Genomic DNA, 11,994 nt, shown 5'->3' with positions numbered 1-11,994 from the left:
CGCAGCAGCAGCCCTTCCCCCGGGGTACCTCCCTGGTCACACGAGCTGGGACATCAGTTCGCTCATCTCCGGTGGCACGGTCCCGTCCGAGCACTGCATCTGGTTCCCCGACACGCGGGACCGGGTCACGAGCAGGCCACTTCTCGAGGCGACACCCTGCGCCACGACGTGGGGACGCCGGCGGTCCGTCGTCCTGTTGCCCGTCACCACCGCGCCGTCGATGCGACCGCCCAGCACCACGCCCGAGGCCAGCGTGGCGTCCTCCAGGGAGGCTGCCAGGCGGCCAGGGTCCAGGAAGACGTTGCCCGACACGGTTGCAGTCACGACACTTCCGTCGAGGAGGACACCGGCCGAGGGCGGCGTTTCGAAGGTGTTTCCGAGTATCTGAAGGCCGCTCAGTACCCCAGCGCTCTTGAACGTGACTCCGCACGCGCGCTCGTCGAGTGGCCGGAAGGGCGGCGGCAGCTCGCCAGTCCACCGGAAGGTGTTGCCGCGCACCGTGATGTCGAGCATGGTGCACCCGGCCTGCGGGTCGAGCAGTACCCCGCACGCGTAGACGCCGGTCGCGCCCGGCACGTCGCGCCATGCGGCCGGATCGATGAGTGCGTGGTTGGCCCGAAGCAGGACATTGCTCAGCGTTGTCCCCGATGGCTGGTTCGCGTACGGGGCGGCCCACAGATGGAACGGTATGAGGGCGTTGCTGATGGTGTTGGAGGCGACCACCACCGTGTCGGTCCGCTCCTGCGCCACGCCAGTGAGGTTCATGCCTTTCAGGTACGCGTCGATGGTGTTCTGCTGCACGATCTGGGATCCGCCATGGGTCTCGATCGCCGTGCGGCTCGCGCCCGAACCGAGCGTGCCGACGAAGCGGTTACCCGTGATCGAGATGGAGCCGCCACTTCGAGCGACGGCATAGATCGACGAGTGGTCCCAACCACCCACCGCCCCAGCGCCCGTTCCAGTGAAGAGGCAGTCACGCACGACGACCCGCCGACCCGCGAGGTACAGGGTGTTCACGTTGGAGCAGTCGTGGAACCTGCATCCCACTATGGAAAGGCTTGGCCCCGCACCACCAGCGCTGCGGATGACCATCCGGGGACGGTTGGTCGCCTGGGGGTTGTCCACCACCGGGTTCGCCCGGGAGTTCATGTCGAAGGTGAGGTCCGAGACGGCAAGCGACCCGGGATCTATGCTCGGGTTCTCGTACTCGAGGAAGGCGCCCCAGCTGCCGGTCCCCGGGGCCACCCTCAGCGTCGAGGCGCTACGCGACTCGCCCCGCAGGCTCGTGCCGGGCCGAAGGGTGAGGATCGTGTCCCCCTGCGTGCCCGCCACCTGGAAGACGCCGGCCGGGAAGCGAACAACAGCACCACCCACGGGAACGGCGTCGAGGGCGGCCTGAATCGCGGCGCGGTCATCGGTCCGTCCGTCCCCCACCGCCCCGAAGCGGGCCACGTGGATCTCGGGACGTGCTGGGCTGGCAGGAGCAGACGTGGACGGCGATGCGGGGCCGCTGGCCGAGCTTCGGGTCTTCGGCTCGGCCGTGCAGGACGAGGCGACGAGCACGCCCGCTCCCAGCAGGACGGCGCGACGGCTGAGGTATGGGCCATCGTGGCGAGAAGGGCTCAAGAGGGGTCCCTTGTCAGAGCCGGGACACACTCTTCCCGGGAGGCATGACTCCCCGAGTGTCCAGCACAGTCGTACTCTCGTGAGCCAGCGTCTTCAGGTCGATGTCTCGATGGGCCTGCAGCAACACGACCAGGTCGGCGTCTCGGGCGGCCGCCGACAGATCCTCAGCACTGCGCAGATGCAGTCCGCTGGCCCCCTCGACCTGCCACTCAGCGATGTAGGGGTCGTAGTAGCTCAGCTCCGCGCCGAGCTCCACGAGCCTCTTGGCGAGAGGGTCGGCCGGACTTTCGCGCCGGTCTGAGATGTTGGCCTTGTAGGTCACGCCGACGAGAAGCACCTTGGCACCGTTGACGGCGATCCTCCGTTCGTTGAGCGCCTGCCAGATACGGGTGGCCACGTAGAGGGGGGCGGCGGTGTTGATCTCCTCCGCGAGCTCGACCATGCGGAAGGCATAGCCGAGCTGCGCCTTGACCCGGTGGCTCAGGTACGAAGGGTCGACCGGGATGCAGTGCCCGCCCACCCCCGGACCGGGACGAAAGGCCATGTAGCCGAAGGGTTTCGTCGCAGCACACTCGATCGCGTCCCACAGGTCGATGTCGAGCTCATGGGAGAAGCGGACCATCTCGTTGACGAGAGCGATGTTGACGTGGCGGAAGGTGTTCTCGAGCAGCTTGGCCATCTCGGCCTCCTTGGCGCCTTTGGCCTCGACCACCGTGTCGACGAACTCCGCGTAGAACTCACGCGCCCGGTGGCCACACTCAGGGGTCAGCCCACCGACGACCTTGGGGGTGTTCTGGACGCCGAACCGCTCGTTGCCGGGGTCGATCCGCTCCGGGGAGAAGGCGATGAAGACATCCACCCCTGGTATGAGGATGTCCCCCACCACCAAGGGTGTGAAAACCTCCTCCGTGGTTCCCGGATACGTAGTGGACTCGAGAACCACCAACGTGCCAGGCCGGACGTGCTCACCGATGGCTCGGGCGGCCGCTTCGACGGGACGCAGGTCCGGCCCGCCGTCCGCACTGAGCGGCGTGGGCACGCACACGACGACGACGTCTGCATCGCCGATCGTGGCGGCGTCGGTGGCGGCGCGGTACCCACCGGCTAAGCCGCGGTTCAGCTGCTCGTCCGAGACGTCGTCGATGTGCGACACCCCGCTGTTGAGGGCCTCCACGACGGCGCCGTTGGTGTCGAGTCCCACGACGTCGAAGCCCTTCTCGGCCGCCCGCAGGGCCATGGGGAGCCCGACATACCCCTGGCCGATGACGACGAGGCTCTTCTTCACTGGGTCTCCTTGAACCATGCGACGGTCTCGGCCAGCCCCTGGTCCAGCGGCACGGGCCGGACCTGCGGGAAGAGGGACCGAAGGACGGTGTTGTCGGCCTGCGAGTGCTTCACGTCCCCCGGCCGGGGCTCCCGGTGGATGACCTTGGCCTCCAGCCCTGCTGCGACCTCGATCCGGCGCACGAGGTCGAGGAGCGTCGTATTCGTGCCGAACGCGAGGTTCACCGGCTCTGGGTGGGACAGGCGACGCACGCACGCGTCCAGCAGTACGGCGCAGACCGTCCCCACGTACGTGAAGTCGCGGGACGTCGTCCCGTCGCCGTTGATGGCGAGCACGTCTGCGCGCAGCAGCGCGTCGACGAAGGTGGGGATGACTGCGGCGTACACGTGGCCGGCCATCTGGTACGGGCCGTAGACGTTGAAGAACCGGAATGCGAGCGTGCTCATGCCGTAGGACTGCTGGTAAGCCAGCGGGTACTGCTCGGTCGCGAGCTTCGTCACCGCGTACGGGCTCATGGGGCGGACCCACTCCCGTTCACTCTTGGGCAGGGCCGGGTTGAGGCCGTAGACCGAGGAAGACGACGCCACGACGACATGGCTCACGTCCGCGGCCCTCGCGGCCTCGAGCACGGCGAGGGTCCCTGTGGCATTGGCGGCATGGGTCGCCACCGGGTCCTTGATGCTGCGCGGCACGCTGCCGAGCGCCGCGAGGTGCACGACGGAGTCGGCGCCTCGGACCGACGAGGCCATCGCCACCTCGTCCAGAATGGAACCACGGACGAAGGTGACGTCCAGACCGGTGAGGTTCTCCTCGAACCCGGTCGACAGGTCGTCGATGACCGTCACCTCGTGTCCCTGGGCCAGTGCCAGGCGTGCCAAGTTGGACCCGATGAACCCGGCACCGCCGGTGATGAGCAACCGCAAGACAGATCTCCACGACGTGGTTGGTCAGGACAGGACACTGCCGCCATCCTAGTTGCGGGTGGCTGACCCTTCGCCCCGCCGCCCCGCGACCCTGACCTTGAGGGGGTACAGCGCGACCCTGGCCCGGCTCTCTATGCTGCGCAGCCGCTTGTACCGCAGGTCCCGCCAGCGTGGGTCGGCCGCGCACCAGAGGAGCCAGTTCCTCGTGCCGCGAAGCACCCCACCGAACTGGATCTGGTCCGCGGTCTGGTACTCCACGCCCGCTCGTTCCAGGTCAGCCCGGATCAGCGGCTCCAGATGCGCCCGGCTCGGTGACTTGCGCACATCGAGATGAAGCAGCAGGTGGTCGATCTTGGCCAGCTGCCCGCTGGCGGCGAGCCGCTCTACCACCTCGTACTCGGCGCCCTCGATGTTGATCTTGGCGAACACCTCGTCGTCGCTGGAGACGTTCTGCTCGAACCACTCCCCGGCGTCCCGGAAGTCGCAGAGCGCCGAGCTCTCGACGTCGTCCTTGTCCTCCGCGACAGAGGCGCCGACGTCCCCAGGGTTGTGCAGCCGGATGGATGTGTCCTGCGTCCACAACCCGAACCGGCACAGCGTGAGACGTGGGTCCCGTCGGGACTCGAGGGCGGGCCAGCAGGAGGGAGCGGGCTCGAAGCTGAAGATCCGGTCGAACTTCCACCGCGCGTCCAGGACCACGTCCAACGTCTCACCGGTATGGGCACCGATGTCCAGAAAGATGCGCACGGCTCAAGGCTATCGACGCGATGAAGGGAGGGCGTTGAGGCCGGACTGCTCGGCGTGGCACGACCGCGCAGGCGGGACCACACCGGTCATGCCAACCGGGCGACCGCCCGGGCCACCGCCTCTGCGACACCTTCGTGGAAGACGCTCGGGACGATCTCCTCAGCGGTCGGGACAGGCACAAGGCTAGCGATCGCCGAGGCGGCGGCGAGCTTCATCGCCTCGGTGACCTGCGCCGCCCCGGAGTCCAGCGCGCCACGGAAGATGCCCGGGAAGGCAAGCACGTTGTTGATCTGGTTCGGGAAGTCCGACCTCCCGGTGGCGACGACCGCGGCATACCTCGACGCGATGTCCGGATGGACCTCAGGGTCAGGGTTGGCCAGCGCGAAGATGATCGACCTCGGGGCCATCCCGGCGATGTCGCACTCCGCCACCGTGCCGCCCGAGACGCCGACGAACACGTCAGCACCCAGCAGCGCATCAGCGAGGGAGCCCGACAGCCCACGAGAGTTGGTCAACGCAGCCAGGCGGCGCTTGTGGTCCGCGAGGTCCGGCCGCGACGGCGCGATGATGCCCCGCGAGTCGCAGACCACCAGGTCGGTCACGCCCGCTGTGGCGAGGAGCCGGGTCACCGCGACCCCAGCCGCTCCCGCACCCGCGACGACGACTCGCAGGGACGACAGCGACCGCTCCACGACACGGGCCGCGTTCATCAGACCGGCCAGTACGACGACGGCCGTCCCGTGCTGGTCGTCGTGGAACACCGGGATGTCGAGCCGCTCCTGAAGCCGCTGCTCGATCTCGAAACAACGCGGCGCGGAGATGTCCTCGAGGTTGATGCCACCGTAGGTCGGGGCGATGCGGGCGATGGCCTCGACAAGCTCATCCACGGTGCCCGTCTCCATGCAGACGGGCACGGCGTCGACATCGGCGAAGTGCTTGAACAGCAGGGCTTTGCCCTCCATCACCGGCATCGCGGCGAGCGGGCCGATGTCTCCAAGGCCCAGGACCGCCGTGCCGTCCGTGACGACCGCGACGGTGTTCCCGCGAGAGGTGTAACGGGACGCCAGCGATGGGTCCGTTGCGATGGCCCGTGACACGTCGGCGACCCCGGGGGTGTAGAGCAACGAGAGGTCGGCCCGGTCCCGCAGCGGCTGAGTGGCGTGTACGCCCAGCTTGCCCCCCTCGTGGGCCCTGAAGACGGGGGCGGTCGCGTCGAACAGTGGGTACACCGACGGAGGGGCGGGGACAGACATCGAAAGCTCACCTCAGGTCGCTCGAGGAGTGCGGCGGGGGCTCGACACCGACGTAGGGCCAGTCGATCAGACGGGCCGGGTGTGGCCGCTCAGACGCGGGGGCGGGGGTTACCCGCGGGTTCATGCTGACACACCGAGGACGCCGTCGCCAGCGTCGTCCTCCGACTGTGACGCGTCTCGCGCCCATCGACGCTGTCCGATCGGCGAATCTCGCACCCGAGACTGTTTAGGTTGCCGGGTTCTTTCCGCACGCTGGGTCAATGCTGGCAGGATGCGCTCTAACCGCCATTCGGCGGGTCCCGGCCCACAGCCCGGTACCTCGGCCACGGCATACGAGCAAAGGAACGCCCCAGCACATGATCCAGCGCCTTCGCCCCACCACCCTCCTCCTCGCGGGGCTCACCACCGCCGGTCTGGCCCTGTCCGCCTGCGGCTCGAACTCCCTCGACACAGGCTCGAGCTCCAGCTCCTCCTCCTCGTCGGGCAGCAGCAGCTCGACCACCACCTCGGTGGACAGCGCGCTGGCGGCCAAGGTGCCCCAGAAGATCAAGGACAAGGGCACCATCGTCGTGGGCTCCGACGCCTCCTACGCCCCCAACGAGTTCATCGACCCTGACGGCAAGACGGTCGTCGGGATGGACGTCGACCTGTTCAAGGCCGTGGCGGCCAAGCTGGGGCTCAAGGCGGACTTCCAGAACGCCGGCTTCGACACGATCATCCTCGGCGTGACCTCGGGCAAGTACGACGTCGGTGTCTCCTCCTTCACCATCAACCCGGACCGCAAGAAGCAGGTCAACATGGTGAGTTACTTCAACGCCGGCACCCAGTGGGCCGTGAAGAAGGGCAACCCCAAGAAGGTCGACCCCAACAACGCCTGCGGGCTGCCGATCGGCGTCCAGAAGGGCACCACGCAGATCGACGACCTGACCGCACGCTCCAAGAAGTGCACCGACGCCGGGAAGCCGGCCATCAAGCAGATCATCGACGCCGACCAGAGCAAGGTCACGGCCAGTGTCATCTCCGGTAAGTCGGACGCGATGCTCGCCGACTCCCCGGTGGGCCTGTACGCCGTGAAGCAGACCGGCGGCCAGCTCGAAGCCCTGGGCGACATCTATGACTCCGCCCCCTACGGCATCGTGGTCCCCAAGGCCGAGACGGACTTCGCCCAGGCGATCGCCGACGCGTTCAAGGCCATCGCCGCCGACGGCACGTACAAGGCGACCCTCACAAAGTGGGGCAACGACTCCGGGGCGATCTCCGACTTCGCCGTCAACCCGTGATCCGAGGATCAGATGACTGACGCAAGCCAGGACCGGCCGGGCGCGATCCACGCTCGGCCGGTCCCCCACCCGTGGCGCTGGGTCGCACTGGCGCTCATCGCAGTCATCGTCGCGATGGTCGTCAGCTCGTTCGTCACCAACCCGCGCTGGGACTTCCCCTTCGCCCTTCAGGTGATGAACTTCAACCCGGTCCTCAACGGACTGGTCCGCGGCACCATCCTGGGCACGCTGGGCGCGATGGTCCTCGGGGTGGGCCTTGGCGTCGTCGTGGGCATCATGCGCCTGTCGACCAACCCCGTCCTGCGCGGCGTGGCGTTCGTCTACACCTGGTTCTTCCGTGCCATCCCCCGCTACGTGCTGCTCGTCATCCTCGGGACCGGCCTCGGCTACCTCTACAGCAAGTTCGACATCGGGGTGCCCTTCGGCCAGCAGCTCAGCCACCTCTTCGGCCTGAGCAGCGACCTCACCTTCTTCTCCCTCGACGTCAACCAGTTCAGCAGCACGCTGCTCATGGGCATCATCGGCCTCGGGCTGTCCGAGGCCGCCTACATGGCCGAGATCGCGCGGGCCGGCATCCTGTCCGTGGACCAGGGACAGGTGGAGGCAGCCCAGGCCCTGGGCATGTCGTCGGCCAAGACGATGCGCCGCGTCGTGCTGCCGCAGGCCATGCGTGTCATCGTCCCGCCCACCGGCAACGAGACGATCGCCATGGTGAAGGACACCTCGCTCCTCATCGCCATCCCGGTGAACGCCGAGCTCTTCTACCAGGCCTCGACGATCGGCTCCCGCACGTTGAAGATCATGCCGACCTACGTCGCGGCGACGGCGTGGTACCTCATCGTGTGCAGCGTGCTCATGGTCGGGCAGTACTACCTGGAGCGGCGTTTCGGACGCGGCTTCGGCACCGGGTCGACGGCGAAGCAGGGTGCCCTGCGGGCCAGGCTCCTGTCGTTCCAAGGACTCGGAGGTGGTGGCAAGTGAGTGACCGGCATCCTGCGCTCGTCCACGCAGTCAACGTGACCAAGGCCTTCCACGGCAACGAGGTCCTCAAAGGCATCGATATGGACGTGGACAAGAGCGAGGTCGTCTGCCTCCTCGGTCCGTCCGGCTCCGGCAAGACCACGTTCCTGCGGTGCATCAACCAGCTCGAGTCCATCGACGGCGGCCGGATCTGGGTGGACGGAGAGCTCATGGGCTACTCCGACCGTGATGGCCACCTGCACCACCTCACCGACAAGCAGATCGCCGCACAGCGACGTGAGATCGGCATGGTCTTCCAGCGCTGGAACCTCTTCCCGCACATGACGGCCCTCGAGAACATCATGGAAGCGCCCATTCAGGTCAACGGCGAGAAGAAGTCCGAGGTCAAGGCCCGCGCTCTGGAGCTCCTCGAACAGGTGGGACTCAAGGACAAGCCCTCGGCCTACCCCGCCCAGCTCTCCGGCGGCCAGCAGCAGCGCGTGGCGATCGCGCGCGCACTGGCCATGAAGCCCAAGCTCATGCTCTTCGACGAGCCGACCTCCGCCCTGGACCCGGAGCTCGTCGGCGAGGTACTGAAGGTGATGCGCCAGCTCGCCCAGGACGGCATGACGATGATCGTGGTGACCCACGAGATGAGCTTCGCCCGCGAGGTGGCCGACCGGGTCGTCTTCATGGACGGGGGCGTCGTCGTGGAACAGGGACCACCGTCGGAGGTCATCACCAACCCGCAACACGAGCGCACCAGGACCTTCCTGCGGCGCATGCGCCAGGAGGAGCACGCCTGATGCGCCGGGACGGGCACGCCTGATGGCGGTCGGGCTAGGCGTCGTGGTGGTCCGGGGGCGGTCGATGGAGCCCACTCTGCACACCGGTGACCGGATGGTCGTACTGCGCGGTGCCCCGCCCCGGATGGGTCGGCTCGCCATCGTCCGCCTTCCCCCCGACGAGAGCGGTATGCCGCGTCCGCTGGCGATCAAGCGGGTCACCGGCCGTGACCCCAGCGACCCGCGGCGGTACTGGGTGGAGAGCGACAACCAGACCGTGTCAGGCGTGGCCGACTCCTGGACGCATGGCATCGGATCCCTCGCCCGCGAACAGATCAGAGCGGTCGTCCTCTTCCGCATCCCGCAGCGCCTGCGGCTCCCCGGAGGCCGCCGACCCCTCCAGTGACACCAGGCCCGGGGGGAGTCGCTCTCGCAGCGTGCCGAGGGGGCCTGTGCGGGCCGGGAGGGGCCGGGGTAGGTTGAACCAGCACGTGATCGTCCATCTCGCAGAAGGGATTCGCATGCTCTCCCGTTTCTTCACCCCGACCGAGGTCAGCGCCCACTGCGACCTCCCCTGTGGCGTCTACGACCCTGCCCAGGCCCGCATCGAGGCGCAGTCCATCAAGGCGATCATCGCCAAGGTCGCCGACAACAGCGACCCTGACTTCAGGACCCGCGCGGTCCTCATCAAGGAGCAGCGCTCCGAACTGGTCAAGCATCACCTCTGGGTGCTGTGGACCGACTACTTCAAGGCCCCGCACTTCGAGAAGTACCCCCAGCTGCACACGCTCTTCAACGAGGCCACCAAGCTCGCGGGTGCCTCGGGCACCAAGGGCGAGTTCGACGCCGGCAAGGCCGACGAGCTTCTCGCCAAGATCGACGAGATCGACGCCATCTTCAAGGAGACGAAGGCGGCCTGACCTCTGTCGCTCGGACCGGCGCCCGCCCCCTCGGGGGCGGGCGCCGTCGTTTCTCCGGGCCGCGGATCGGGTACCGGTCGGTTGGGGTACGTGTGCTCGAGCCGACGCCACGGGCTGTTACCGATGTGACCCGTGACATCCCCCCGTTACCCGGGAGTCGGGCATATCGTGCACCCGGCTGCGCATCCGCAGTCGTCGCCTGTCATCTGGAGGTCAAGGTGAGCACCGACACCGACGTCGATCACGACACCGTCCCGCCCGCCAACAAGGGGCTGCTGGCCATCGCCGGCGTTCTGCTGGCGATCCCGCTGATCGCTCTGCTGTGGGTGAGCAGCTATGCGAAGAAGGACCCACAGCTGTGGGGCTTCCCGTTCTTCATCTGGTACCAGTTCCTGTGGGTGTTCCTCTGCTCCGCCATGACGTACACCGCGTACCGCCTGGTGCTCAAGGCTCGCCCGCACCGACCGATGACCGGCGGCTACCGTGAGGAGGATGGCCGATGAGCAGTCTCGTGCCCGCGGCCGCGAACACCGGCGTCAACGGCGTGGCGCTCGTGGTCCTGATCGTGCTCTTCGCGCTCGTCACCGGAATGGGCTTCTGGGCGACCCGCTGGCGTAGGGCCGACTCGATGGAGTCGCTCGACGAGTGGGGCCTGGGCGGTCGACGCTTCGGCACCTGGGTCACCTGGTTCCTGCTCGGCGGCGACCTGTACACGGCGTACACCTTCGTGGCCGTCCCGGCCGCCATGTTCGCGCTCGGAGCAGTGAACGGCTTCTTCGCCGTGCCGTACACCATCGTGCTCTACCCCATCATCTTCGTCTTCATGGCGAGGCTGTGGTCGGTCAGCCACCGTCACGGGTACGTGACGCCGGCCGACTTCGTCAAGGGCCGCTACGGGTCGAGGGGCCTCGCCCTGGCCGTCTCGATCACCGGCATCCTCGCGACGATGCCGTACATCGCTCTTCAGCTCGTCGGCATCCAGGCCGTGCTGGAGGTGGCCGGGCTCGGCGGGAGCAACGCCCTCGCCAAGGACCTGCCGCTCTTCATCGCCTTCGCCCTCCTCGCCGCCTACACGTACTCGAGCGGGCTCCGGGCGCCCGCCGTCATCGCGTTCGTCAAGGACGCGCTGATCTACCTGGTGATCATCGTGGCCGTCATCTACCTGCCGTCCAAGGTGGGCGGCTGGGCCCATGTCTTCAGCGCCGCCGAGGCCAAGATGGCCAAGCCCAGCGTCGCCAACCCGGCGAAGCCAACCGGCTCGTTCATCCCGGGCGCCCAGCAGTACTGGGCCTACGCCACGCTGGCGCTGGGCTCGGCCCTCGCCCTGTTCATGTACCCGCACTCGATCACGGCGACGCTGTCCAGCTCGAACCGCAACACCATCCGCCGCAACGCCTCCATCCTGCCGGCGTACTCGTTCGTCCTCGGACTGCTGGCTCTTCTGGGGTGGGTGGCGATCGCGGCGGGCACCAAGCCGATCGGGCTCGACGGGAAGCCGAACGCGCAGCTGGTCATCCCGCAGCTGTTCGAGGACATGTTCCCGAGCTGGTTCGCCGGCGTGGCGTTCGCCGCGGTGGCGATCGGAGCGCTGGTTCCGGCGGCCATCATGTCGATCGCGGCGGCGAACACGTTCACCAGGAACATCTACCGCGACTGGATCAAGCCCGACGCCACGCACGCCCAGGAGGCCAAGGTCTCCAAGCTGGTCTCGCTGCTCGTCAAGGGTTTCGCCCTGGTGTTCGTGCTGACGCTGGACAAGCAGAACGCGATCAACTTCCAGCTGCTCGGCGGTATCTGGATCCTGCAGACCTTCCCGGCGATCGTCTTCGGCCTCTACACCCGCTGGTTCCACCGGTGGGGGCTCCTGGCCGGCTGGGCCGTCGGCATGGTCTACGGAACCTTGGTCGCCTACAACGTCATCAACCCCACGACGAAGGGACACTTCGGTGGGTCGCTCGCCCAGATGCCCGTCATCGGGAAGCTGGGCTACATCGCCATGACGGCGTTCGTCATCAACCTGGTGGTGGCCGCCATCGTGACGCTGGTCCTCAACGCGATGAAGGTCGACCCGGGCCGGGACGAGACGATCAAGGGTGACTACTTCGCCGACGCGGGAGACCCGCGGGTGGAGAAGAACCTCGAGATGGACGTCCGGCTCACCACCGGCGCGCCCTGACGGCGCGTCGCAGCAGTACCGGAGAAGCGGTGTCGGGGC

Annotated in this window: 12 protein-coding genes; 7 read left to right on the top strand and 5 right to left on the bottom strand. The window is 67.7% G+C overall.

Annotated features, from left to right (window positions below; all coding sequences use genetic code 11):
• Positions 1-36 precede the first annotated feature (36 nt).
• From PHA84_RS12575 to PHA84_RS12555, 5 genes are all read right to left on the bottom strand, one after another.
• Positions 37-1,626 (bottom strand): right-handed parallel beta-helix repeat-containing protein, encoded by a 1,590-nt coding sequence (locus PHA84_RS12575; RefSeq protein ID WP_270888463.1) that lies wholly within the window; start codon positions 1,624-1,626, stop codon positions 37-39.
• A gap of 13 nt (positions 1,627-1,639) precedes the next feature.
• Positions 1,640-2,911, bottom strand: coding sequence for a nucleotide sugar dehydrogenase (locus PHA84_RS12570; protein WP_270888462.1), 1,272 nt, complete (start codon positions 2,909-2,911; stop codon positions 1,640-1,642).
• Positions 2,908-3,834, bottom strand: a complete 927-nt coding sequence (locus PHA84_RS12565; RefSeq protein WP_270888461.1) for an NAD-dependent epimerase/dehydratase family protein — start codon at positions 3,832-3,834, stop codon at positions 2,908-2,910. Before PHA84_RS12565 ends, PHA84_RS12570 begins: the two co-directional genes overlap by 4 nt.
• Before the next feature lie 48 nt (positions 3,835-3,882).
• Positions 3,883-4,581 (bottom strand): FkbM family methyltransferase, encoded by a 699-nt coding sequence (locus PHA84_RS12560; protein WP_270888460.1) that lies wholly within the window; start codon positions 4,579-4,581, stop codon positions 3,883-3,885.
• An 86-nt stretch (positions 4,582-4,667) separates the two neighbouring features.
• Positions 4,668-5,834 (bottom strand): NAD(P)-dependent malic enzyme, encoded by a 1,167-nt coding sequence (locus PHA84_RS12555; RefSeq protein ID WP_270888459.1) that lies wholly within the window; start codon positions 5,832-5,834, stop codon positions 4,668-4,670.
• A 356-nt stretch (positions 5,835-6,190) separates the two neighbouring features.
• Here PHA84_RS12555 and PHA84_RS12550 point away from each other — a divergent pair, with 356 nt between their 5' ends.
• The 7 genes from PHA84_RS12550 (at position 6,191) to mctP (ending at position 11,955) form a co-directional block, all read left to right on the top strand.
• Positions 6,191-7,114 (top strand): ABC transporter substrate-binding protein, encoded by a 924-nt coding sequence (locus PHA84_RS12550; RefSeq protein ID WP_270888458.1) that lies wholly within the window; start codon positions 6,191-6,193, stop codon positions 7,112-7,114.
• Between the two features lie 12 nt (positions 7,115-7,126).
• The gene (locus PHA84_RS12545; protein ID WP_270888457.1) at positions 7,127-8,095 is read left to right on the top strand and encodes an amino acid ABC transporter permease; all 969 of its coding nucleotides are present in this window, start codon (positions 7,127-7,129) and stop codon (positions 8,093-8,095) included.
• A complete protein-coding gene (locus PHA84_RS12540) occupies positions 8,092-8,880 on the top strand; it encodes an amino acid ABC transporter ATP-binding protein (protein WP_270888456.1) in 789 nt (262 codons plus the stop codon). The genes PHA84_RS12545 and PHA84_RS12540 overlap by 4 nt, the downstream gene beginning before the upstream one ends.
• 22 nt (positions 8,881-8,902) lie before the next feature.
• Complete coding sequence (locus PHA84_RS12535) at positions 8,903-9,265, top strand: S24/S26 family peptidase (RefSeq protein ID WP_270888455.1); 363 nt, start codon at positions 8,903-8,905, stop codon at positions 9,263-9,265.
• A gap of 115 nt (positions 9,266-9,380) precedes the next feature.
• Complete coding sequence (gene sodN / locus PHA84_RS12530; RefSeq protein WP_270888454.1) at positions 9,381-9,779, top strand: superoxide dismutase, Ni; 399 nt, start codon at positions 9,381-9,383, stop codon at positions 9,777-9,779.
• A gap of 218 nt (positions 9,780-9,997) precedes the next feature.
• Positions 9,998-10,282: a DUF3311 domain-containing protein gene (locus PHA84_RS12525; protein ID WP_270888453.1), complete on the top strand. Its 285-nt coding sequence runs from the start codon at positions 9,998-10,000 to the stop codon at positions 10,280-10,282.
• Complete coding sequence (gene mctP, locus PHA84_RS12520) at positions 10,279-11,955, top strand: monocarboxylate uptake permease MctP (protein WP_270888452.1); 1,677 nt, start codon at positions 10,279-10,281, stop codon at positions 11,953-11,955. Before PHA84_RS12525 ends, mctP begins: the two co-directional genes overlap by 4 nt.
• The last annotated feature ends 39 nt before the right edge of the window (positions 11,956-11,994 follow it).

The organism is Pedococcus sp. 5OH_020 (assembly GCF_027812955.1).
Taxonomy (GTDB): domain Bacteria; phylum Actinomycetota; class Actinomycetes; order Actinomycetales; family Dermatophilaceae; genus Pedococcus.
The sequence above is the reverse complement of the archived record's forward strand: the minus strand, read 5'-3'. Positions and strand labels throughout refer to the sequence as shown.

Bases quoted from the DNA above. Each gene is read 5' to 3' on its own strand.
- PHA84_RS12550 (WP_270888458.1), top strand. From the start codon at position 6,191: ATGATCCAGCGCCTTCGCCCCACCACCCTCCTCCTCGCGGGGCTCACC.
- PHA84_RS12555 (WP_270888459.1), bottom strand. From the start codon at position 5,834: ATGTCTGTCCCCGCCCCTCCGTCGGTGTACCCACTGTTCGACGCGACC.
- mctP (WP_270888452.1), top strand. From the start codon at position 10,279: ATGAGCAGTCTCGTGCCCGCGGCCGCGAACACCGGCGTCAACGGCGTG.
- sodN (WP_270888454.1), top strand. From the start codon at position 9,381: ATGCTCTCCCGTTTCTTCACCCCGACCGAGGTCAGCGCCCACTGCGAC.
- PHA84_RS12545 (WP_270888457.1), top strand. From the start codon at position 7,127: ATGACTGACGCAAGCCAGGACCGGCCGGGCGCGATCCACGCTCGGCCG.
- PHA84_RS12535 (WP_270888455.1), top strand. From the start codon at position 8,903: ATGGCGGTCGGGCTAGGCGTCGTGGTGGTCCGGGGGCGGTCGATGGAG.